Below are 22570 nucleotides of genomic sequence, written 5' to 3' on the forward strand. Positions count from 1 at the left end.
TGGATTTGCTCGCACCGGCAACCAACCTGCCGCCTAGACCCTTCTCTCAACCATCATCTTCTTGATCTCGGCGATCGCCTTGGCCGGGTTGAGGCCCTTGGGGCACGTTTGCGCGCAGTTCATGATGGTGTGGCAGCGATAGAGCCGGAACGGATCCTCGAGATCGTCGAGCCGCTCGCCCTTGGCCTCGTCGCGGCTATCGATCAGCCAGCGATAGGCCTGCAAAAGCGTTGCCGGACCGAGATAGCGATCGCCGTTCCACCAATAGCTCGGGCACGAGGTCGAGCAGCAGGCGCACAGGATGCACTCGTATAGCCCGTCGAGCTTCTCGCGGTCCTCATGGCTCTGCAGCCATTCCTTGGCCGGCTCAGGCGACACCGTCTTCAGCCATGGCTGGATCGAGGCATGCTGGGCGTAGAAATTGGTAAGGTCCGGCACCAAATCCTTGACCACCTGCATATGCGGCAGCGGATAGACCTTGACGGCGCCGGAAATGTCGTCGCATCCCTTGGTGCAGGCGAGCGTGTTGGAGCCGTCGATGTTCATGGCGCAGGAGCCGCAAATGCCCTCGCGGCAGGAGCGGCGCAAGGTCAGCGTCGGATCGATCTTGTTCTTGATCCAGAGCAGCGCGTCGAGCACCATCGGCCCGCAATCGTCCATGTCGACGAAATAGGTGTCGATGCGCGGGTTCTCGTCATCGTCCGGTGACCAGCGGTAAATGCGGTACTCGCGCAGATTGGTTGCGCCTTCCGGCTTCGGCCAGGTTTTTCCCGCCTTGATCTGCGAGTTCTTGGGGAGTGTCAGTTCGACCATTACCTCAGGTCCTTTCGGATGACGAGCTTCAGCCCGGACCAGATTTCATTGACGGCGGCCACCTTCACGTCGACCAGATCGCGCTTCAGCGCCGCGGCGCGAACAACACCCTCGGTGACGTCGGTGGCCACTTTCGAAGCCTTCTTCGGCCAGGAGACCCAGACCATGCCGTCGCGCTTGATCGCTGCCTCGACATCGCCGAGGCGATCCTCAATTTCGGCACACTGCCGGGCGAAGGCATGGACGGCGTCGTATTTCAGGATCGTTCCCGAAATATCAGACCAATCGGCCAGCCGATCGACTTGAGCGAAGTCAACGGCCTCAGTGAGATCGCTGAGATCATCGGGGAGCGCGATGAAGGCGGCGGTCATGCCGTCCTTCAGGCCGAGCTTGGCCGGAAGGGCCGTGCCGGAGTATCCCGAGGCCGCCAGCGCCATCGTCAATACACCCTGGCCTTCGGTGCGATCTTGACCGGGTTGATACCCCCATCTTGTTCCTTGAGCAGCAGTTCGGTGTGCACTGGCCGATAGCTGAGCGTCACCTTGCCGTCTTCGCTGAGCCTGGCCAGCGTGTGCTTGCGCCAGTTGGCATCATCTCGGGCTGAAAAATCCTCCCGCGCATGCGCGCCACGGCTCTCCTTGCGCGCCGCGGCGCCGTAGACCGTGGTGATGGCGTTGGCCATCAGGTTTTCCAGTTCCAGCGTTTCGACAAGGTCGGAGTTCCAGATCATCGAGCGATCGAACACCTTGACATCCCTGAGCTCGCCCCAGATCTGCGAAATGCGTTCGCAGCCGCTGTCCAGCGATTCCTGGGTACGGAACACCGCCGCGTCTTCCTGCATCGCCTTCTGCATCTTCTCGCGCAGTACCGCCGTCGGCGTCGAGCCGCTGGCGTGGCGCAGCCGATCGAAGCGGTCCATGATCTTTTCGACCGAGGCCTCATTGGGCGAAGGGATCGCCGAATTGCGGTCGATGACCTGGCCCGCCCGGATCGCCGCCGCGCGGCCGAACACCACCAGGTCGATCAGCGAGTTCGAACCGAGCCGGTTGGCGCCATGCACCGAGGCGCAGCCGGCCTCTCCGACCGCCATCAGCCCCGGCGACACCTGGTCGGGATTGAGTGCCGTCGGGTTGAGCACCTCGCCCCAGTAGTTGGTCGGCACGCCGCCCATATTGTAGTGCACCGTCGGCAGCACCGGGATCGGCTCCTTGGTCAGGTCGACGCCGGCAAAGATCTTGGCCGATTCCGAAATGCCCGGCAGCCGCTCATGCAGCACGGCCGGATCGAGGTGGTCGAGGTGCAGGAAGATATGGTCCTTCTTCGGGCCGACGCCGCGGCCTTCGCGGATCTCAAGCGTCATGCAGCGCGAGACGACATCGCGCGAGGCAAGGTCCTTGGCCGATGGCGCGTAGCGCTCCATGAAACGCTCGCCCTCGGAGTTGACGAGATAGCCGCCCTCGCCGCGCGCGCCCTCGGTGATCAGGCAGCCGGCGCCGTAGATTCCGGTCGGGTGGAACTGCACGAACTCCATGTCCTGAAGGGCGAATCCCGCCCGCGCGGCCATGCCGCCGCCATCGCCGGTGCAGGTGTGCGCCGAGGTGGCCGAGAAATAGGTGCGGCCATAGCCGCCTGTCGCCAGCACCACCATCTTGGCCGAAAAGCGGTGGATGGTGCCGTCGTCGAGATTCCAGGCGACGACACCGGTGCAGGTGCCGTCCGGCTCCATGATCAGGTCGAGCGCGAAATACTCGATGAAGAACTGCGCGTTGTGCTTCAGCGATTGGCCGTAAAGCGTATGCAGCATGGCGTGGCCTGTCCGGTCGGCGGCGGCGCATGTGCGCTGCACCGGCGGGCCTTCGCCGAAATTCATCATCATGCCGCCGAACGGCCGCTGATAGATCTTGCCCTCCTCGGTGCGCGAGAACGGCACGCCGTAATGTTCGAGTTCGTAGACGGCGGCGGGCGCCTGCTGGACCATGTACTCCTGCGCGTCGATGTCGCCCAGCCAATCCGATCCCTTGACGGTATCGAAAAGGTGCCATTGCCAATTGTCGGGTCCCATATTCGCAAGTGAAGCGGCAATGCCGCCCTGCGCCGCCACCGTGTGCGAGCGGGTCGGGAACACTTTGGTGATGCAGGCGGTGCGCAGGCCCTGTTCGGCCATGCCGAGCGTGGCGCGCAGCCCGGCACCCCCGGCGCCGACGACAACGACGTCGAACTTGTGGTCGACATAAGTATAGCCAGCGCTGTTGGCCCGTTTTGCGTCCTTGGCCAACTCAGCCTCCGAATGTCAGCTTGAGCAGGGCGAAGATCGAGGCGACGCCGACCGCTATGGGGAAAAATGTGTTGAGCGCGATCAGCGCCAGCTTCATGCCCTCGCCATGCACGTAATCCTCGATGATCACCTGCATGCCGAGGCGCATATGGGTGAGCCCGGAGACGAGCACCAGGGCCATCACCAGCGCCACGAACGGATTGGCAAGGGCTGCCCGCACATGCTCATAGTCGGCGCCGTTGAGTGCAATCAGGAAACCGACGAAGAACAGCATCAGCGGGATGTTGGCGATCGCGGTCAGGCGCTGGCGCCAGAAATGTCCGGTACCCTCGCGGGCGGACCCGAGGCCGCGGACCTTCGCCAGCGGCGTGCGCATGTCGGAGTTGTTGTCGCTCATGATCAGGCTCCCCGCGCCATATAGCCGGCGATCCAGATCAGCAGCGTGAGCAGGATGGAGCCGGCCAGCGTCGCCCAGGCGATCTTCGAGGCCGTGTGCTTCTCCAGACCGTTGCCGGTGTCCCAGACCAGATGGCGCACGCCACCCAGCATGTGGTGCATCAGCGCCCAGGTGTAGCCGAACAGGATCAACCGGCCGAGCCAGGTGCCGAAAGCCCAGTTGACCCAGTCGAACGTCGCCTGCGAGCTTGCCGCAGCCATCAGCCACAACGCGACCAGCAGCGTGCCGAAATACAGCGCGCCGCCAGTGATGCGATGGATGATCGACATCGTCATCGTGATCGGCGGCCGGTACACGCTTAGATGTGGCGAAAGCGGCCGTTCACGTCTGGCAAATTCGCGGGTGGCTGGTGATTTGCTCATGGCTCCCCCAGTTCGGCGTCTCCTGCCTCATGTGGGAATGCGGCATTGCCGCTTCCGGTTGCGACTTCGGACAGCCGGTTTCTAATGCTCTTTTTGCACCGCGTCAAAGCCAGAAAACCGTTTCGAAAACGTAATTTAGTCTGACTAAACGACAGGCTCCCGGCTTCAATCGATTAGCGCTGGGGCCCGAAGCCGGCTCGATATCGCTGCAGTGCAACATGTCTGTCACCGGGCCCAGTTATATCGAGATTGGCGCTAGCGTTTGCAGGTCTGCGGCGTCGACCCCTTCTTCATCACCAGCGCTTCGCTTCCGTCGATCACGATTGCGTCATGTGTGGCCGCCTGGTAGCGGCTGCTCTGGCTGGCCGGCGATGCCGCAAACTCCTCGGCCGTGCCATCAGACCCGACCACACGCAGCGACGTGCCGAGATTCTGGATGGCAATCATGCCGTTATTGCCGCATCTGTAGGTGGCAGTGCCTGTGCCGGACCGCGGCGCAGTAAGGTCGGTGGTGATCTTGGTTGCAGCTGCCGGGGGCGCCGCGGCTGCGATGGACGGCTGAGCCGGCGCAGGCGAATTGGCCGCCTTCGGCGCGCCATCCTGCGGCACACAGGCAGCAACGGTAACGAGCAACGGGAAAACGCACACCCAAACCATTCGGCGTACCGCCATTTGCCGTCCTCCCGCGCGGCAAATCAGCCGCGAATGCTTTGCCAAGATTTAGGTCATCCCGACGCAGAGACGAACGCCGGCGCGATGGTGCGGCCAAGCATGGCCGAATGATGGCCGCCGGGTTTTCCATCCAGTCGGATATTAACAGATATTAACCATGTTCACCGAGACATCGCCGCGAAACGCGTCAGCCTCTTAACAAAGGTTAAGAAAGCGTTAATTTCCGATTCGAGGAGGCTTTCCTCAAGACATGGAGGACGCCATGCGTTCGAATTCGGGCAGATCGCGCCTTGCGGCGCTCACAGTGGCGGCCTCAGTCGTCGGCCTCGTGGCGCCAGCAGTCGCCGGTGCGCGGCATCAGGATCGCGTCTACGCCGATTCCTTCGGCAATCTCGTCATCGACAGCGCCGCCGGCTATAAGCGCATCCTCGTCGGCGAAGGCAGGCTGGCCAAGCAACTGTCCGACTACACCAGCGCCGGCCAGCCCAAGGTGATCTACGAGAACGAAGCCGACGATCTATCAGGCTACAGCGATTGCTACCGGCCACCGGTGCTGGTGAAGGGCCGTTCCTATATGTACGGACTTTCCGACGGTGAGATGCCGGAACTCAGCCCCTGCCGCTAGACTCGTGTTTGGACGCAATTTCCAAGGGAAAGCGCTCCGCGCTTTTCTCGGGGAAACGTCTCACATTTCTCCTGGAATTGCTCTGCCGTCCATTCCGGCTGACGACCAGTTGTCGGCTGGCCCGGCCGAGGTGCGCACACAATCGCGCCCGGCATTCTTCGCCTGATAGAGCGCCTGGTCGGCGCGCCGCATCAGATCGGTAAAATCTTCGCTCGGATGAAGTTCGGCGACGCCGAAACTCGCTGTGCAGCGATTGTCCGCCGGCAGTCCGTTTATGGGAAGCGCACTGAAAGCACTGCGGGTGCCCTCGGCAAACAGCCGGGCGGCGGCAAGATTGGTTCCCGGCAGCATGATGGCGAACTCCTCACCGCCGATGCGGCCGGCGACATGATGGCCGGCGGCGGCCTCACGCAGGAAGCCTGCAAAAGTCTCGATCACCCGGTCGCCGGACGCATGGCCGAAACTGTCGTTGACGCTCTTGAAGTGATCGAGGTCGGCGATAACCAGGGCGACCGGCACGCCTTGCCGCATCGCGCCAAGCACCGCCAACTCCGCATGGCGGGTGAAGCCGCCGCGGTTGAGAAGGCGCGAAAGCGTGTCCGTCTCCGATTTCGAGGTCACTTCGGCAAGCACGTCGCGAACCAGGATGGCCAGCATCAGCAGCGCCAGCGCCAACGCAAAGACCGTGCCGAGCGATTGCGACACCAGCGCGTAGCTGCTTTGCAGATAGGCTTGCGGATTGGCGCCCCAGCCGCCGAGCGCATGCGCAATGAACGGCTTTGAGGCAAACTGCAGGCCGCTCGCTGCCAGAACGGCCATCAATATGCGATCGAGATGGGCGGGCCCTTGCCTCGATGACCAGACGATTGCCAGCCCGACGAACTGCATGACCGCATAGGGAAGCTGGTACGCCATCATGCGGACCAGCGACTGGCGTGGCAGGTCCTGCACGAAATACACGGCCATGGTCGTGGCGACCAGGAACAATAGCATCGGCAGCCAGGGCGGCTCCACGCCATATTTGCGGGCAAGCCCGCCATTGAACGCAATTGTGGCGCCAAGGAAAACCGCGAAGGCGGCAACGACCGGGAGCCGCGCGTCGGTGAAGGCGGGAATGCTGAATTCGATCGCCGAATAGGCCATCCCCAGCAGATAGCCAAAAGCCAGCCAGCGCGCCGCAGCGCGGCCGACATCATGGATGGCAATCGCCATGAAGGACGCCGCCAGCAGGCCTGCAACCGACAAATTGATCAAAAGGATGAAGTTGGCGCCGCTCATGATCTTCCCGCACCCGCGCCGACAGCTAAGCATCGACGGGCGAAGAAGACGTTAATGCTAGTGCATGTCGTCAAAAATGGTTCCGGTTTTTTCGGCCCGGCCGTGCGAGATCAGCCCAGCTTGAGCGGCTCCGGGACGAACGCCGTTTCCGGCCGCTCATAAGACAGACGCACGCTATCGCGGCCATTCTTTTTGGCTTTGTAGAGCGCGTCGTCGGCACGGCGCATCAGCGGCTCAAGCGCCTCGTCACCGCTTCGGGCTGCCACGCCGAAGCTGGCGGTGACCTTGGTGCCGACAGGAAGCCCGTCGACATGGCCGGCCGAATAGAGCGTCCGCACCGCCTCGGCGAACAGTCGCGCGGCGGCGAGGTCGCTGAGCGGCAGCAGCACGGCGAATTCCTCGCCGCCGATACGCCCGGCAACACCGCGTGCGCCTGCCGCCGAGCGAAGCTTCGCGGCGAAATCAGCGATCACCCGATCGCCCGCCGCATGTCCATGCACGTCGTTGAGCGCCTTGAAATGATCGAGGTCGGCCAGCACCAGCGCGACCGGAAACCGCGCGGTGGCGCAGTGCCGCAAGAGTAGCATGCCTCGCTCCTCGAAACCGCGGCGGTTGAACAGGCCCGACAGCGGATCGGTATGCGTCTCCGTTTTCAGCGCCTTCATCACGTCGAGTGCGGCGGCGCAAAACAGGCACAGCGCAATGAGCAGCGAAAGCAGAGCGTGCGACAGAAGCGCCGTCGTCCAGTAGGACGAGCCGTAGAAGCCGTCATAACTGGTGAAGGGCCCGTGCGCGACGACGACGATAAGGGTGCGCACGAAGAAGTTGACGCCCGACAGCAGCGACAGCACGAACAGGATGTTTTCGGTCGGGCCGTTGCGGCGCACCGGGCGCAGTTCGGCGGCGACCAGAAGGCTGATCCCACCGAAAGCGAAATTCATCGCCAGGATACGCCAGGTGAGATCCGGCGCGACGAACAGGAACCAGCACAACGACGCCAGGCCGCCGCCCGCCAGCACGCCGATCCCTACATAGGGCACCTTGCGGCCATGGCGGTGGACGACGGCGCTGGACAGGCAGCAGCCGGCTATGGTGAAGCAGATGTTCGACGCCAGCTTGGTCAGCGGCATGCCGATCGGCAAGGTGAAATACTGCAGCAGGAAGCCGACCGCCGAGAGACTGTAGCTGATCGCCAGCACGGCGAGATACGGGCGGTGGCGTTGATAGGACCATAGCACGAGGAACGCAGCGCCGAGCGCCAACGCTATCGTCGGATTGAGCAGCGCTATGAGCAGACCCGTGTCCAAACGACTGTGATTTCCCCGCTTACGTGGGGAAAGACTTAGAGCGCAAGCGCAAACAAGCGGTTAAGCGAAAGCGAATATGTAAACGGACCGGATAAAAAAGGCCCCGGAGCCGCAAAGCGGTCCGGGGCCTGGAACGTATTCGAAGCCGGGCGCTCCGGAGTTACTTCCACTCGCGGATGTCGACGAAGTGGCCGGCGATCGCCGCCGCCGCCGCCATCGCCGGCGACACCAGATGGGTGCGGCCCTTGAAGCCTTGCCGGCCCTCGAAATTGCGGTTCGAGGTCGAGGCGCAGCGCTCGTGCGGCTTCAGCCGGTCGTCATTCATGGCAAGGCACATCGAGCAGCCCGGCTCGCGCCAGTCGAAGCCGGCGGCAATGAAGATCTTGTCGAGGCCTTCGGCTTCCGCCTGTTCCTTGACCAGGCCGGAGCCCGGCACGATCATCGCATCGACATGCGGGCTGACCGTCTTGCCTTCGACCACCTTGGCGACGGCGCGCAGATCCTCGATACGGCCATTGGTGCAGGAGCCGATGAAAACGCGGTCGAGCGAGATATCGGTGATCTTGGTGCCCGGCGTCAGGCCCATATAGTCGAGCGCGCGCTGCTTGGAGGTGCGCTTGTTTTCATCGGTGATGTCTTCCGGGTTCGGCACGATGCCTTGCACCGACACGACATCCTCGGGCGACGAGCCCCAGGAGACGATCGGCGGCAGCTTGGCCGCGTCGAGCACGATCACCTTGTCGAAATGCGCGCCCTCGTCGGACCGCAGCGTCTTCCAGTATTCGAGTGCCGCATCCCAGGCCGCGCCCTTCGGGGCGCGCGGCTTGTCCTTGACATAGGCGAAGGTGGTCTCGTCGGCGGCGATCAGGCCGGCGCGCGCACCGCCTTCGATCGACATGTTGCAGATCGTCATGCGGCCTTCCATCGACAGCGCTCGGATCGCCTCGCCGGCATATTCGATGACATAGCCGGTGCCGCCGGCAGTGCCGATCTCGCCGATGATGGCCAAGATGATGTCCTTGGCGGTGACGCCTTCCGGCAGCTGGCCGTCGACGCGCACCAGCATGTTCTTGGCCTTGCGCTGGATCAGCGTCTGCGTCGCCAGCACATGCTCGACCTCGGACGTGCCGATGCCGTGCGCAAGCGCGCCGAAGGCGCCATGCGTCGAGGTGTGGCTGTCGCCGCAGACGATGGTCATGCCGGGCAAGGTGAAACCCTGCTCGGGGCCGATGATATGGACGATGCCCTGACGGATATCGTTCTCGGAATAGTATTCGACGCCGAAATCCTTGGCGTTCTTGGCCAGCGCCTCAACCTGGATGCGGCTTTCCTCGTTCTTGATGCCGAACTTGCGCTCGGGCGAGGTCGAGACGTTGTGATCGACCACGGCCAGGGTCTTTTCCGGATGCCGGACTTTTCTGCCGGTCATGCGCAAGCCCTCGAAGGCCTGCGGGCTGGTCACCTCATGGACGAGGTGGCGGTCGATGTAGAGCAGGCAGGTGCCGTCATCCTGGCGGTCGACGACATGGTCGTCGAAAATCTTGTCGTAGAGGGTGCGCGGTGCGCTCATGTGCGTAAATCCGTCGATATGAGAATGGGAAAGAGCAGACGCCTGACTTCCGGCCCGGCGAAACGACCTGGCCAGGTCGGCCTAGCAAAGTCGGCTGGTCAGCGCCCCGGACACGCGCGCGGAGAAGCGCGACGGCAGGCGTTTCCTGTCCTGCAGCACGAACCCCTTATAGGCCGGATCGCCAAATAGCTCTTCCATGGCGTGGCTCATACCAATGTTTTGGCTTTTCGGCAATTGCGTGCCTTCGCGGAACCTGGTTGCCCGCCCCACGAAATGGGGAGATCACTGTCTGTCCTTCTTGAATTCGAACAGCTCAATGACATTGCCCGATGGATCTTCAAGCAGAATAGCCCGGCCAGCGCCGCCATCGCTGATGTCCCCGCGGAACGTCGCGTCGGCCGCGCGCAGCCGGCTGATCAGGGTGTCCAGCCCTTGGGTTATGATCATGAACCTGTTCCATCCGCCTGGCTCCGGTTCACCTCCGGCCTGACCACCGCTTCCCGCACCTGGAGCGCTGAGATACAAGGTAAGATCGTCGCGAAGCAGCGCTGCGAACTTGCCAGGATTGTGCATTTCGACCTTGAATTCGAGATTGTCTCGGTAGAATTCTACCGCCTTGTCTATGTCGGCAACGATATAACGGACGGACGCCATTCAGCCTTCTCCTCTTGTGCCGAGATACTGCGGCGGCGCCATAGTAGCGGTGAGGCGCAGCCCCACGGTTTTGGAACGCACCGACGTGTACATGGTTCCGACCGATGGGGTGCTTGGATGGCGAGGACCAAACTTCATTCCGCTACAGGATTTCGAACACAAACGTCTTCACCAACGCGTCCGGCTCGGCGATCGCATAGCAGCGGAACCATGGGCTTTGCTCGACCGCCCGCCATCTTTTCGTCTGCTCCAGTTGGTCGAACACAGCCTGAAAGCCGCCGCTCTCGAACACCTGGTCGCGCACGGTGAAGATCGCATGTCCGCCCTTCCGGGTGATGCGCACCAGTTCATTCAGGCCAGACGCCGGCGCATGGCTGATGGTGAACACGCCGGCGGACAAGAAGGCACGGAAGTGGCCGTCCGGCCAAGGCAGAGTCCCGCCCAGCATCGCCCGCTTCAGCTCGCTATAGGCATTGCGGCTGCCGGCGATCTTCAGCATGTCGTCGGAAAGGTCGAGCCCGGCAATGTCGCGGTAGCCGAGCGCTTTCAGTGACGGCCCCGAAAGGCCGGTGCCGCAGCCGGCATCGAGCAATGGCCCGTCGCCTGCCGGCACATGGCGCGCCACCCAAGCAGCGATCAGGAAAGGCAGGAGATAGCCGAGCGATGCGGTCTCGCTATCATAGGTCGCGGCCCATGCGGCATAGGCCTCTTCAAGCGCCTCCGGCGTGTCGGCCGTATAGACCGAATCCAGCGCCGCATTGGCTTTGTCGACGATCATGGGACCTCCTCGACGAGAATGCTGAGGGATCGTAGCGCTGTCTTGGCCCGAAAACTATTGCTCGTGTTGGCGACGCAGCCGCCGTTCCAGTGCCCGCAAGGCCAAGGACAGGCCTACGGTCAGGATAAGATAGATATAGGCCACGATCGAATAGGTTTCGAAGAAGCGGAACGAGCCGGCGGCATAGACCTTGCCCATCTGCGTGATGTCGGCGACACCGAGCACCGAGACCAGCGATGAATCCTTGACCAGGGCGACGAAATCATTGCCGAGCGGCGGCAGGATGGTGCGGATCGCTTGCGGGAATACGATCAGCCGAAAGCGTTGCGCCCGGCTCAGCCCGAGTGCCTTCGCCGCTTCGATCTGACCCTTTTCCACCGCCTGGATGCCGGCTCGGAAAACCTCCGAGATGAAGGCCGAATAGCCAATGGTCAGCGCCATGATGGCACGCCACAAGAGTGACACGTCGCGCACCAGCAACTCGCCCAGCATGCCGGCGCTTTGCAGCGGCTCGGTCAGCGCGTTCCAGGCCGTGACGAAGGCCGGTGCACCGACAAAGGCGATCCAGAACAACAGCACCAGGATCGGCACGCCGCGGATGATCTCGACATAGAAGCGGGCCATCTGGCGTAGCCAGCGTGAGCCGGACATTCCCATCAGCGCAATGCCGAGGCCAATGACCGAGGCCAGCACGAAGGCGATCACGGTGACGAAGATGGTGATGCCGATACCCTTGGCAACCGTGGCGAAGACCTGGGCGTAGAGGTTGCTGGTGGCGACGAAGACGGCCACCGCGATCGCTACGGTTACAGCAACGACGAGCCACCAGGGGAAGTCGGCTTTGCAGGAAGATGCATGCGTCGACATTCAGGCGATGCCGGCCAAGCAAATGTCGCGACGCGCCAGGCCACCCCCCTCTATCCTGCCGGACATCTCCCCCTCAAGGGGGGAGATTGGCAGCCTCGATGACGTCGCTCTTTCTCTAACGTTTGCGATTGGCGAAATCAGAATGAACAGCCAATCTCCCCACTTGAGGGGGAGATGCCCGGCAGGGCAGAGGGGGGCGTTCAAGCGCAAAGTCAGCGCGAATTGTCGCGCATAACCATCATGTAATGCGCGTGGCAAGGAGGCCTACTGCCCCATCTTGTAATCAAGAAACCATTTCTTGTTCAGCGCATCGAGCGTCCCGTCGGCCTTCAACGCCGCGATGGCCGCGTTGACCGGCTTCACCAAATCCGAACCCTTCGGGAAGATAAAGCCAAAATCCTCGGTGCCGAGCGGTCCGCCGATCAACTTCAGCTTGCCTTCGGAAGCATCGACATAGCCTTTGCCTGCGGTGCCGTCGGTCAGCACGACATCGACGTCCCCGGATTTCAGCGCCTGCACCGTCGCACCAAACGTCTCGAACAGCTTGATGCGCGGGTTCTGCTCGTTGCCGTCGAGCACGCTGTAGACCGCGGTGTAGAAGGGCGTGGTGCCGGCCTGCGCGCCGATCAAGCCGTCCTTGAAGGCGCCGAAGGTCTTGGCGTCGGTGAAGCGGCTTTCATCGCCGCGCACCAGCATGAACTGTTCCGAACGCATATAGGGGTCGGAGAAATCCACCTTCTCCTTGCGGTCGTCCTTGATGGTGATGCCGGTCATGCCGATGTTGTACTGGTTGTCGGAAACCGCCTGGATCATCGCGTCCCAGGAGGTGTTCTGGTACTCGACCGTGAAATTGAGCCGCTTGGCGATCTCGTTCATCGCATCATATTCCCAGCCGATCTGCTTGCCGGTCTTGGCGTCGATGAACTGCAGCGGCGGATAGGCGTTTTCGGTCACTACCACAACTTTCTTGCCGCCAAGGTCGGGCAGCGCCTGCGCGAACGTGGCAACAGGCGCGAGGATGAAGGCAAGCAGGCCTGCCAGCAGCAGTTTCGATTTGGTCATGACACACTCCCCGGGAATTGAATGACCCGGGCATGGCCGGGTTTGCAGGAAAATCCGGCGCCGACTTTAGCTTTCCGCAGGCGTCATGCAAGACGCTCCGCTGCGTCAGTGCACGCGAAAGCGGATTCCAATGCTTTCAATCCCGCAATTCGAGAAGGATCAGTGCTGCGGCTGCGATCAGCTCGGGCTCGCGGTGCCGGGATCCGCCTTGCGCAAGCCGGAGACGAACCGCGTCAGGGTGTGGTGCAGGTACTTCAACTCGTCGACGTCCAACGGCAGATTGCAAAGCATCGCTGCCGGTACGCTTCTGGCCTGCTCGCGCAGTGCCTGGCCCTTCGCCGTCGGCTCCACCAGAACCCGGCGCTCGTCGGCGGGGTCGCGACGGCGCGTGACTAGGCCGCCGGCCTCCAGCCGCTTGAGCAGCGGCGTCAGCGTCGCAGAATCGAGCCCGAGCGCCTCGCCAAGTTCGCCCACTGTGCTCGGTGAGCGCTCCCACAGCGCCAGCATCGCCAGATATTGCGGATAGGTCAGGCCGAGCGGATCGAGCAACGGACGATACAGCCGCGTCATCAGCCCACTTGCCGAATAGAGCGCGAAGCAGAGCTGTTGATCGAGTTTTGCCACCCCGGAGAATTGCGCCGGGGCATGTGTGGACGTGGTTGTCGTTTCCGCGGTCATGCTGCCTTTGCCGGAAGCGCCTTTGCCGAAAGCGTCACTTCGATGTTGCCCTTGATGGCGTTGGAATAGGGGCAAACCTGATGCGCCGCCGATACAAGCGCTTCCGCCGCCGTTTGATCAAGACCTTTCGTTTCCGCCGCGAGCGATACGCCAAGCACAAATCCGCCCTGCGCATTGCTGTGCAGGCTGACATTGGCCGTCACCGAGGCGTCCTGCAGCGGCAGTTTCTGCTTGCCGGCGATGAAGCGCATGGCGCTTTCGAAACAGGCGGCATAGCCGGCGGCGAAAAGCTGCTCGGGATTGGTGGCGCCGCCCTTGCCGCCCAGCTCCTTGGGCATGGCAAGGTCGAGGCTGAGCAGGCCATCATTGCTCTGGACATGGCCGGCGCGGCCGCCGACGGCGCGGGCTTGGGTGGAATACAATGCAGGCATTTCGCTTCTCCAGTTAAATCGTGCGCGATTATTTAGTACACGATATAAACCGAGTCAACCGCGGATTTCAGCCAGCCCAACTGTTCTCCGGGAACTCAAAAAGGCGGCCGAAGCCGCCTTTTTGAACATGCTCGTCGAAAACCTTATTCGGCGGTGGCTGCTTCGGCAGCCTTGGCGGCTTCAGCGGCCTCGGCGGCGGCCTTCTTCTCGGCGGCGTCCTGGGCGGCCTTCTCAGCGGCCAGAGCCTCGGCGGCGGCTACCTTCTCGGCCTCGATGCGGGCCTTCTCGGCGTTCAGCGCATCGCGCTCCTCGTCATTCAGCTTGCGGGCGCGCACGCCGGTGTTTTCCGAAATACGGGCCGACTTGCCGCGACGATCGCGCAGGTAGTAGAGCTTGGCGCGACGCACCTTGCCACGGCGCACGATCTCGACGCCTTCGACCATCGGCGAGTAGACCGGGAACACGCGCTCGACGCCTTCGCCGTAGGAAATCTTGCGAACGGTGAAGTTCTCCTGGAAGCCGGCGCCGGCGCGGGCGATGACGACGCCCTCATAAGCCTGGACGCGAGTGCGGGTGCCTTCGGTCACGCGGACCTGGACGCGCACGGTGTCGCCAGGCTGGAATTCGGGAAGCTTGCGCTTGGCTTCGATCTTGGCGGCCTGTTCGGCCTCGAGCTGACGGAGAATATCCATCTCAAAAGTCCACTTCTTGTTCTTCCGACAGTCAGAGCGTCCGACACTCACCTTGCAGTTCCATTGACCGCTTGGCTATGCCCTTTGTTCGAGACGTTGTCTTTGAAACATCGGGCAGGGACGACTACACCGTCATTGTTGACGGGTCCGGCAGATTCTTTCTGGCCGGTACGGGCGGGCACATACAGCTATTTTGCAGCTTTGTCACGCCTTGGCCTCGCATTTTCTGGTCGGATGGCACCATCGTAATCTTGCCGTGCCGGGTTGCTCCCGTCCCTCAGGCCCCCTAAGCCTGCAACACCACAGTTTTGAGCACCACCTCCATGTCTGTATTCGATGCCATCCTGCTGTTCCTGGCGGGCTTTCTGTCAGGCGCCGCCAATGCGTTCGCCGGCGGTGGCACCTTCATCACCTTCGGCGCCATGACACTGGTCGGCCTGCCGCCGATCGTCGCCAACGCCACGTCCTCGGTCACGCAATTTCCAGGCTACATCACCTCGACGCTCGCCTACTCGGCCGACATCAGGCATTTCTGGCGCGGCGCGCTTGTGCTGTGCCTGATCTCGGCGTCCGGCGCGCTGGCCGGCGCACTGATCTTGTTGGCGCTGGATAACCCATCGTTTCGCGCCTTGGTGCCATGGCTGCTATTAGGCGCGACGGCGCTGTTCGCCGCAGGGCCGTGGCTAAAGCCCGCGCCAAAACCCGGCCATGAAGCTTCCGTGGGCTCACTCGCCGGCTCGCTGGCGCAGTTCGTCACCGCCGTCTATGGCGGCTTCTTCGGCGCCGGCATGGGCGTGATGATGCTGGCAACGCTCGGCCTCACACAAGCCGGCGACTACCATCGGCTGAACGCACTGAAGAACATGCTGGCCGTGGTCATCGCCGCTGTCGCGATCGCCGTCTTCGTCTCGGGCGGCGTCGTTGCCTGGCCTCAGGCGATCATCATGATCCCGGGTGGCGCGATGGGCGGCTATGCCGGCGTCTGGATCGCCAAGCGCGTGCCGCAGAACGCGGTGCGCGGCTTCGTCGTCGCCGTCGGCCTGTTTCTTGCCTTTTACTACTTCACCAAGGGCTGAGCAGCAGCAAGCAGGTCCGGACGCCTCTCCGCCGTCAGCTTTTCCGATTCCGCCCGCCGCCATGCGGCGATCTTCTTGTGGTTGCCAGAAATCAGCACCTCGGGAATCTCGCGGCCTTCGAATTCCTGCGGTCTTGTATAGTGCGGGTGTTCGAGCAGGCCGTTCTCGAAACTTTCTTCCTCGCCCGATACTGCATTGCCCATGACGCCCGGCAACAACCGCACCACCGCATCGAGCAGCGCCAGTGCGGCGGGCTCGCCGCCAGAGAGGATGAAATCGCCGATCGAAACCTCTTCCAGGCCGCGCGCGTCGATCACCCGCTGGTCTACGCCTTCGAAACGCCCGCACAGGATGACGGCACCAGGACCCGCGGCCAGTTCGCGCACCCGTGCCTGGGTCAGCGGTCTGCCGCGCGGGCTCATCAAAAGCCGTGGCCGTGCATCACTTGGCGGCGAGGTATGGTCTATGGCTTTCGCCAGCACATCGGCACGCATCACCATACCGGCGCCGCCGCCGGCCGGTGTGTCGTCGACGGTGCGGTGGCGGTCGGTGGCGAAGTCGCGGATCTGGATCGCCTCCAGCGACCATGTGCCGGCCTCGAGCGCCCGCCCGGCCAACGACAGGCCGAGCGCGCCCGGAAACATTTCGGGATAGAGCGTCAGCACGGAGGCGAAAAAACTCACCGGTTGCCCCCGGCGTCGCTCGGTCCGCGCGGCCTGCCCTTCGGGTCGAAGTCTTCTTCGCGCGGGCCATCGCCGTCCGCGTCGTCGACCAGCCCGGCCGCCGCCGGGTCGACTCGGACGAAGCCTTCGGCAATCGACACTTGTGGCACCGCAGCCTGCGTGAACGGGATCAGCACGCCCTTGCGCCCGCCCAGCGTCACATCGAGGATATCACCGCCGCCGAAATTATGCACGGCGACGACCTTGCCGAGCACGGCACCCGTGTCGTCCCGGACTTCCAGGCCGACGAGGTCGGCATGATAGAATTCGTCTTCTTCGCCGTCGTCCGGCAGCATCGAGCGATCGACGAACAGCTCCGTGCCGGCCAGCGCCTCGGCGGCGTTGCGATCACTGATACCCTTGAAACGCACCACGACGACGGTGTTGGCGGGCCTGATGTCGATGATCTGGAAAGCGCGGCCGTCCCTGGCATAGAGCGGGCCATAATCGGCCAGCGCCATCGGCTCGCCGGTGAAGGTCTTCACCCTGAGTTCGCCCTTGATGCCATGGGCGGCGCCGATCACGGCCATCTGGACAGGGTTCTGGGGCTTGCTCATGGCGAAATATCCTTTGGGCTGCTCTAGCCCCACGCGGCTGCCATTTCAATGACGGGCTCTTCACCGCTTCCTAACCCGAATACCCGAAAATGCCGCCATGCAAGAATTCCTCATCCCGGCCAAACCCGATCTCCAGGCGGCGCGTGAAAGCTGGCTGACGATGCTCGCGCGCGAACGCCGACTGTCGCCGGAAACCGTCGAAGCCTATGAGCGTGACGTCAGGCAGTTCCTGCATTTCCTGACCGGCCATTGCGGCGGCTCGCCCGGAATTGCGGACATCGCCAACCTGCGCCCGGCCGATCTGCGCGGCTTTCTCGCCGCGCGGCGCAACGCCGGCGCCGGGGCCCGAACGCTTGGCCGTGGTCTCGCCGGCATCCGCTCGTTGCTGCGTTTCCTCGAACGGCGCGGCCTCGCCAACGCGGCTGGCGCTGCCGCGTTGCGCGCGCCGCGCCAGCCCAAATCGCTGCCCAAGCCGCTGACGGCGAGCGATGCCAAGCATGTCGTTTCCGTCGAGGGTCAATTGGCGGAAGAACCCTGGATCGCTGCCCGCAACGCCGCCGTGCTGACGCTGCTCTACGGCTCCGGCCTGCGTATTTCCGAGGCGCTTGGCCTGGCCGGTGCCGACCTGGGGTCGGCGGCCGACACAGTATTGCGCGTCACCGGCAAGGGCGGCAAGACGCGGCTGGTGCCGGTGCTGCCTGTGGCGCTGCGGGCAATCGCCGAATACCGCCGGCTCTGCCCCTATCATCTCGACCCCAAGGGCCTGCTGTTTCGCGGTGCGCGCGGCGGCCCGCTCAACCCGGCCATAGTCCAGCGCGACATGGCCAAGCTGCGCTCGGCGCTCAACCTGCCCGACACCGCGACGCCGCATGCGCTGCGCCATTCCTTCGCTACGCATCTGCTCGGGCGCGGCGGCGACCTGCGCACCATCCAGGAGCTCTTGGGCCACGCCAGCCTGTCGACGACGCAGATCTACACCGGCGTCGACACCGCAAGACTGCTCGAAATCTACGAATCCGCCCATCCAAGGGCATAAACCCTTCAATTTCGCCGTGCAGGTTAACCGTTTTGCCGCTTTTCGGTCTTAGAAGAGGATCATGAAACGCGTCATCGCCATCGCCGACCGTGCAGCTCACGTATCCCTGAAGCTGCTTGTTGCGCTCAACGTCCTGTTTTTTCTGTCGTTCCTCGCCGTCTTGCTGTTCGCGGCCGGCAGGGCACATGCCGAAATCCCGACCTGCAGCGGCGCCGACATGCTGTCGGCGTTGCAGAAGAATGATCCGGCGACCTACCGCAAGATAGAGGCCGAAGCCGCGGCGACGCCGAACGGCAAGGGCCTGTTGTGGAAGCTGGAAAAGCCGGGCGAAAAACCATCCTTCCTGTTCGGCACCATGCACATGACCGACCCGCGCGTCACCACGCTGCCCGCGGACGCGCAGAAGGCCTATGACGCCGCCGGCACCATCGTCATCGAAACCACCGACGTGCTCGACAAGCAGAAGATGATGGTCGCGATGCTCAAGGAACCGGACCTGATGATGTTCACCGACTCGACGACGCTGTCGTCGCTGTTGTCACCCGACGATGCCGCGGCCATGAACACCGCCCTCGACGCGCGCGGCATCCCGCCGGCGACCGTTGCCAAGATGAAGCCGTGGATGCTGTCGGCCATGATGGCATTGCCGGCCTGCGAGCTCGCCCGCCAGTCCGGCGGCGCACCGGTGCTCGACGTCAAGTTGGCGGAGGGTGCAAAGGCTGCCGGAAAGCCGGTGGAAGGGCTGGAGACGGCTGAAAGCCAGCTGCGCGCCATGGCCTCGCTGCCGCTGGCCTTTCACATGAAGGGCCTCGTCGACACGCTGAAGCTCGGCGACAAGGTCAACGATATCAACGAGACCATGATCGTGCTCTACCAGCGCGGCGACACCGGCATGTTCTGGCCGCTGTTTCGCGCCGCCATGCCGGGAGGGCAGGACGACCCGGCGGGCTATGCGTCGTTCGAGGAGACCATGATCACCAGCCGCAACAAGGTGATGGTCGAACATGCCGAGCCGATCCTTGCCAAGGGCAATGCCTTCATGGCGGTCGGCGCGCTCCACCTTCCCGGCCCCGAAGGCCTGGTCGAGGATTTCCGCAAGGCCGGCTACAGCGTTACACCTGTCGCATTCTAGCTCTATTTGGTCAAAACCTGAGCCAGCATCGCCGGAACGATGATCCGGTGAAACGGCATGACAATCGCCAGATACGCGCGCCCGAGCCAATTGTGCGTCTTGACGATGGTCGTTGCGGCCACCTCCTGACATGGCAAATCCTCAGAAACGACCATAGCAGGCGCGAACGTGGCACACTGCGTGGCGAAACGACGCCATTTTGCCTCTAGAGAGGCAGGATTGCCCTTGTTTTTGGCGTTTTCCAACCCTAGCGTGAAACCAGTTAGGTGATTGCGCGTTAATTGGTGTTGATTGATATTTTTCATCCACGGAGGACAGTTTTATGGCGAACGCACCGAATCCAAACGACCCGTTCAATCCATCCACCAACACTCCGAGGCCAAGTGGCGGCGGCGGCGGCAGTGGTTGGCTGATTGCACTGGTCGTCGTTATTCTGGCGGTTGTCGCGTATTATGTTTTCGGAAGAAGTGGTGAGCACCCGGCACCGGCCGAGCCGCCGGCGGCCAGCACACCGGCCCCTGCACCCGCACCGGCGGAACCGATGAAGCCGGCCGAACCTGCGCCAGCACCAGCGCCTGCTCCGGCACCAGCGCCCGCGCCCGCGCCTGCTCCGGCCCCTGCGCCGGCCCCTGCGCCGGCCCAATAAATCGGCCCGACATCAAATACAAACGGCCCACCGAAAGGTGGGCCGTTTTGTTTAGGCTATAGCGCCGGTCGCTCCTCGGCTTGAGCCAAGGATTCATGTCGCGAGGTTAGCCGAGAAATGCGGCTCCGCTCCGCCCCGGGACCACGAAGCGTTGATCGCCTTAGCTAAATGTGGAGCGGCTTGAAGAACGTCGCCAACGCCGCCTCCTTGACCGCTTCCGACATCGTCGGATGTGCGTGGCAGGTGCGGGCGAGATCCTCGGACGAGCCGCCGAACTCCATCAGCACCGCCGCCTCGTGGATCAGCTCGCCCGCGCCAAAGCCGACGATATGCACGCCGAGCACGCGGTCGCTCGTCTTGTCGGCGAGGATCTTCACAAATCCGTCGGTATGCAGCATGGCGCGTGCCCGGCCATTGGCGCTGAAGGGAAACTTTCCCACCTTGTAGTCGATGCCTGCCTTCTTCAGCTCTTCCTCGGTCTTGCCGACCGAGGCGATTTCCGGGCTGGTGTAGACGACACTCGGAATGACGTCATAGTTCACGTGGCCGGCCTGGCCGGCAATGGTTTCCGCCACCGCCACGCCCTCGTCCTCGGCCTTGTGCGCAAGCATCGGTCCGGCGATGACATCGCCGATAGCGTAGATGCCGGGAACGTTGGTCCGCAGATGGCCATCGATCTTGACACGGCCGCGTTCGTCGACCTCGACGCCGGCTTCCTTCAGCCCGAGGCTGTCGGAATAGGCGCGGCGCCCCGTCGAAATCAGCACCGCGTCGGCTTCGATGGTCTCGGCGGCACCGCCCGTGACCGGCTCAAAAGTGACGGTCGCGCCCTTCTTGGCCTTGGCGACGCCGGTGACCTTGGCGCCGAGCTTGAACTCGAAACCTTGCTTCGACAAAAGCCGCTGGAACTGCTTGGAGACCTCGCCGTCCATCCCGCCCAGGATCGTGTCGAGGAACTCGACCACGGTGACCTTGGCGCCGAGCCGGGCCCACACCGAGCCGAGCTCGAGCCCGATAACCCCGCCTCCGACCACCACCAGATGGCCGGGCACCTTCTCCAGCGACAGCGCCCCGGTCGAAGACACGATCACATTCTCATCAATGTCGACCTTGACGCCGGGAATGCCGGCGACATCGGAGCCGGTGGCGATGACGATGTTCTTCGTCTCGATCTCCTCGACCTTGCCGTCCTCGCCGGTCACCGAGACCTTGCCGGCTGCGATCACCTTGCCGGTGCCGCGAAACGCGTCGATCTTGTTCTTCTTGAACAGGAAAGCGACGCCGTTGACGTTCGAAGACACCGTCGCGTCCTTGTGCGCCATCATCTTCTTCAGGTTCAGCTTCGGCGCCGGTATCTCGACGCCCAGCGTGTCGAAAGAATGCCCGGCCTCGGCGAACATCTCGGAGGCATGGAGCAGCGCCTTGGACGGGATGCAACCGATGTTGAGACAGGTGCCGCCGAAGGTCGCGTTCTTCTCGACCACCGCGACCTTCAGCCCGAGCTGCGCCGCCTTGATGGCGCAGACATAGCCGCCCGGTCCCGATCCGATGATAACGACGTCATAAGCCATGATACTGTCCTTCTTGATTGGGGCTCAGCGGCCGCCGCTGACATTCAGGATCGCGCCCGTCGTATAGGACGCCGCATCGGATAGGAGATAGAGAACCGCACTCGCGACTTCATCCGCGGTGCCCGCTCTTTTCATCGGCAGTATATCGCGGAACCGTTCTATCCTGTCCGGCTGTCCGCCAGAGGCATGGATCTCGGTATCGATGAGGCCCGGCCGCACCGCATTGACGCGGATACCTTCCAGCGCGACTTCACGGGCGAGCCCGATGGTAAAAGTGTCGATGGCACCCTTGGAGGCGGCATAGTCGACAAATTCGCCCGGCGAGCCCAATGTCGCTGCCGCCGACGAGATGTTGACGATGGATCCGCCCGAGCCGCCGTGGCGGGTCGACATGCGCTTGACCGCCTCGCGGGCGCAGAGGAACGAGCCGACGACATTGATGCGCATCATGCGCTCGAGCCGCGCCACATCCATTTCATCGACGCGCGCCTTGACGTCGACGATGCCGGCATTGTTGACGAAGGCATCGAGCCGGCCATAGGCGCGGTCTACAGCGCCAAACATGGCCACGATATCGGACTCGGCGCCGACATCGCCCTTGACGGCAAAAGCCTCGCCGCCGCCGGCCTTGATCTCGGCGACCAATGCGTCGGCGGCATTCCGGTTCGAAGCGTAGTTGATTCCCAGCCGGTAGCCGGCCTTCGAGCCGAGCCGGCAGATCGCGGCGCCAATGCCGCGGCTGCCGCCGGTGACCAGCAACACCTTTTGCGTCCCGCTCATTCCTGACATCCCTTCAAGGCAAATACAGCCCACGGCACCTTCGAAAACCCGCTGCCGCCATAGGCCGAGGATTGGCGCAGCGACGGCCCGAGATCCGGCAGTATCAGCGTCTTAGGCGCCTCGACGCTTTCAGACGGCAGCAGCCCGATGCTGCCCTCGTCATCCGATGCGTAGATGACGCCATGCCAGGCCGTGCAGGCGGCAAGCTCCTCGCCGGTAACGTCGCCGTCCGGGCATTTGTACATGAGCGCGCCGTTGGGCCGCGACACGCCCTCGTTCCACATGACGATGCCGTTCAGCACGACATTGTTGTCGAGGATCATGCGGAACGTGTTGGTGACGGTCTCCGAGGTGCCGGTTGGCGTAAAATCGATCTCGCTGCCGCTTTGGGCATCGCCATAGACGGCGAGCCCGATCGGACAGGCGGCATGGGCGCCAGCGACGGCCAACGCCATGCCGCCCGCGATCGATACGAACGAAAGCACCCTAGAAAGGCTAAGGGAACAAATCGTCATTCTGCTGCGCAGAT

Annotated in this window: 25 protein-coding genes and 1 pseudogene; 4 read left to right on the plus strand and 22 right to left on the minus strand. The window is 63.2% G+C overall.

From position 1 onward, the window contains the following. Window positions 1-33: 33 nt before the first annotated feature. From NKJ01_RS14090 to NKJ01_RS14115, 6 genes are all read right to left on the minus strand, one after another. Window positions 34-813, minus strand: a complete 780-nt coding sequence (locus tag NKJ01_RS14090; RefSeq protein WP_023760952.1) for a succinate dehydrogenase iron-sulfur subunit — start codon at window positions 811-813, stop codon at window positions 34-36. Continuing rightward, window positions 813-1250, minus strand: a complete 438-nt coding sequence (locus NKJ01_RS14095; protein ID WP_352728721.1) for a DUF3052 family protein — start codon at window positions 1248-1250, stop codon at window positions 813-815. Before NKJ01_RS14095 ends, NKJ01_RS14090 begins: the two co-directional genes overlap by 1 nt. A gap of 2 nt (window positions 1251-1252) precedes the next feature. Then, the gene (sdhA, locus tag NKJ01_RS14100; RefSeq protein ID WP_352728723.1) at window positions 1253-3088 is read right to left on the minus strand and encodes a succinate dehydrogenase flavoprotein subunit; all 1836 of its coding nucleotides are present in this window, start codon (window positions 3086-3088) and stop codon (window positions 1253-1255) included. A gap of 1 nt (window position 3089) precedes the next feature. Beyond that, window positions 3090-3485 (minus strand): succinate dehydrogenase, hydrophobic membrane anchor protein, encoded by a 396-nt coding sequence (sdhD, locus tag NKJ01_RS14105; protein ID WP_352728725.1) that lies wholly within the window; start codon window positions 3483-3485, stop codon window positions 3090-3092. Window positions 3486-3487: 2 nt separating this feature from the next. After that, a complete protein-coding gene (gene sdhC, locus NKJ01_RS14110; RefSeq protein ID WP_352486155.1) occupies window positions 3488-3907 on the minus strand; it encodes a succinate dehydrogenase, cytochrome b556 subunit in 420 nt (139 codons plus the stop codon). 255 nt (window positions 3908-4162) lie between these two features. Then, on the minus strand, window positions 4163-4579 hold the full coding sequence (locus NKJ01_RS14115; RefSeq protein ID WP_352728727.1) for a hypothetical protein: 417 nt from the start codon (window positions 4577-4579) through the stop codon (window positions 4163-4165). Between the two features lie 262 nt (window positions 4580-4841). Between NKJ01_RS14115 and NKJ01_RS14120 the strand changes: the two genes are divergently transcribed. After that, window positions 4842-5204, plus strand: a complete 363-nt coding sequence (locus NKJ01_RS14120) for a hypothetical protein (protein WP_023760958.1) — start codon at window positions 4842-4844, stop codon at window positions 5202-5204. A gap of 60 nt (window positions 5205-5264) precedes the next feature. Here NKJ01_RS14120 and NKJ01_RS14125 read toward each other — a convergent pair whose 3' ends face one another. The 10 genes from NKJ01_RS14125 to rplS all read right to left on the minus strand — a co-directional run bounded on the left by NKJ01_RS14125 (window position 5265) and on the right by rplS (window position 14521). Next, a complete protein-coding gene (locus tag NKJ01_RS14125) occupies window positions 5265-6482 on the minus strand; it encodes a GGDEF domain-containing protein (RefSeq protein WP_352728729.1) in 1218 nt (405 codons plus the stop codon). Between the two features lie 110 nt (window positions 6483-6592). Continuing rightward, entirely contained in the window at window positions 6593-7789 is a 1197-nt protein-coding gene (locus NKJ01_RS14130; RefSeq protein ID WP_352728731.1) for a GGDEF domain-containing protein, read from the minus strand. Between the two features lie 160 nt (window positions 7790-7949). Further along, a complete protein-coding gene (leuC, locus tag NKJ01_RS14135) occupies window positions 7950-9359 on the minus strand; it encodes a 3-isopropylmalate dehydratase large subunit (protein ID WP_352728733.1) in 1410 nt (469 codons plus the stop codon). 282 nt (window positions 9360-9641) lie between these two features. Then, complete coding sequence (locus tag NKJ01_RS14140) at window positions 9642-10013, minus strand: VOC family protein (RefSeq protein ID WP_352728735.1); 372 nt, start codon at window positions 10011-10013, stop codon at window positions 9642-9644. 142 nt (window positions 10014-10155) lie between these two features. Then, on the minus strand, window positions 10156-10791 hold the full coding sequence (locus NKJ01_RS14145; protein ID WP_352728737.1) for a class I SAM-dependent DNA methyltransferase: 636 nt from the start codon (window positions 10789-10791) through the stop codon (window positions 10156-10158). Window positions 10792-10845: 54 nt separating this feature from the next. Next, window positions 10846-11658 (minus strand): amino acid ABC transporter permease, encoded by an 813-nt coding sequence (locus NKJ01_RS14150; RefSeq protein ID WP_352728739.1) that lies wholly within the window; start codon window positions 11656-11658, stop codon window positions 10846-10848. Between the two features lie 264 nt (window positions 11659-11922). Further along, a complete protein-coding gene (locus NKJ01_RS14155) occupies window positions 11923-12720 on the minus strand; it encodes a transporter substrate-binding domain-containing protein (protein WP_352606019.1) in 798 nt (265 codons plus the stop codon). Window positions 12721-12897: 177 nt separating this feature from the next. After that, window positions 12898-13398, minus strand: coding sequence for a MarR family winged helix-turn-helix transcriptional regulator (locus NKJ01_RS14160; RefSeq protein WP_023760966.1), 501 nt, complete (start codon window positions 13396-13398; stop codon window positions 12898-12900). Next, on the minus strand, window positions 13395-13829 hold the full coding sequence (locus NKJ01_RS14165) for an organic hydroperoxide resistance protein (protein ID WP_352486152.1): 435 nt from the start codon (window positions 13827-13829) through the stop codon (window positions 13395-13397). Before NKJ01_RS14165 ends, NKJ01_RS14160 begins: the two co-directional genes overlap by 4 nt. Window positions 13830-13972: 143 nt before the next feature. Then, window positions 13973-14521 carry a 50S ribosomal protein L19 gene (gene rplS, locus NKJ01_RS14170; protein ID WP_023760967.1) on the minus strand — a complete coding sequence of 183 codons (549 nt, stop codon included), beginning with the start codon at window positions 14519-14521 and terminating at the stop codon, window positions 13973-13975. A gap of 323 nt (window positions 14522-14844) precedes the next feature. Between rplS and NKJ01_RS14175 the strand changes: the two genes are divergently transcribed. Beyond that, window positions 14845-15597, plus strand: a complete 753-nt coding sequence (locus tag NKJ01_RS14175; RefSeq protein ID WP_352728741.1) for a sulfite exporter TauE/SafE family protein — start codon at window positions 14845-14847, stop codon at window positions 15595-15597. On the opposite strand, the gene trmD is transcribed toward NKJ01_RS14175, so the two are convergent. Together trmD and rimM are read right to left on the minus strand one after the other, a co-directional pair. Then, the gene (gene trmD, locus NKJ01_RS14180; RefSeq protein ID WP_352728743.1) at window positions 15579-16280 is read right to left on the minus strand and encodes a tRNA (guanosine(37)-N1)-methyltransferase TrmD; all 702 of its coding nucleotides are present in this window, start codon (window positions 16278-16280) and stop codon (window positions 15579-15581) included. The genes NKJ01_RS14175 and trmD overlap by 19 nt on opposite strands. Further along, the gene (gene rimM, locus NKJ01_RS14185) at window positions 16277-16876 is read right to left on the minus strand and encodes a ribosome maturation factor RimM (RefSeq protein ID WP_023760970.1); all 600 of its coding nucleotides are present in this window, start codon (window positions 16874-16876) and stop codon (window positions 16277-16279) included. Before rimM ends, trmD begins: the two co-directional genes overlap by 4 nt. A gap of 97 nt (window positions 16877-16973) precedes the next feature. Between rimM and NKJ01_RS14190 the strand changes: the two genes are divergently transcribed. Then, complete coding sequence (locus NKJ01_RS14190) at window positions 16974-17912, plus strand: tyrosine recombinase XerC (protein ID WP_352728745.1); 939 nt, start codon at window positions 16974-16976, stop codon at window positions 17910-17912. Window positions 17913-17973: 61 nt separating this feature from the next. Then, a complete protein-coding gene (locus NKJ01_RS14195; RefSeq protein ID WP_023760972.1) occupies window positions 17974-19044 on the plus strand; it encodes a TraB/GumN family protein in 1071 nt (356 codons plus the stop codon). A 2-nt stretch (window positions 19045-19046) separates the two neighbouring features. On the opposite strand, the pseudogene NKJ01_RS36460 reads toward NKJ01_RS14195, so the two are convergent. The 4 genes and pseudogenes from NKJ01_RS36460 to NKJ01_RS14215 all read right to left on the minus strand — a co-directional run. Continuing rightward, a pseudogene (locus NKJ01_RS36460) lies at window positions 19047-19172 on the minus strand (DUF2867 domain-containing protein); the annotation flags it as partial. A gap of 682 nt (window positions 19173-19854) precedes the next feature. Continuing rightward, window positions 19855-21261, minus strand: a complete 1407-nt coding sequence (lpdA, locus tag NKJ01_RS14205) for a dihydrolipoyl dehydrogenase (RefSeq protein WP_352728749.1) — start codon at window positions 21259-21261, stop codon at window positions 19855-19857. Between the two features lie 24 nt (window positions 21262-21285). Next, window positions 21286-22041, minus strand: a complete 756-nt coding sequence (locus NKJ01_RS14210) for an SDR family oxidoreductase (RefSeq protein ID WP_352486151.1) — start codon at window positions 22039-22041, stop codon at window positions 21286-21288. Continuing rightward, a complete protein-coding gene (locus tag NKJ01_RS14215; RefSeq protein WP_352728751.1) occupies window positions 22038-22556 on the minus strand; it encodes a hypothetical protein in 519 nt (172 codons plus the stop codon). The genes NKJ01_RS14210 and NKJ01_RS14215 overlap by 4 nt, the downstream gene beginning before the upstream one ends. Window positions 22557-22570: the final 14 nt, after the last annotated feature.

This window comes from Mesorhizobium sp. M0276 (assembly GCF_040321755.1).
Taxonomy (GTDB): domain Bacteria; phylum Pseudomonadota; class Alphaproteobacteria; order Rhizobiales; family Rhizobiaceae; genus Mesorhizobium.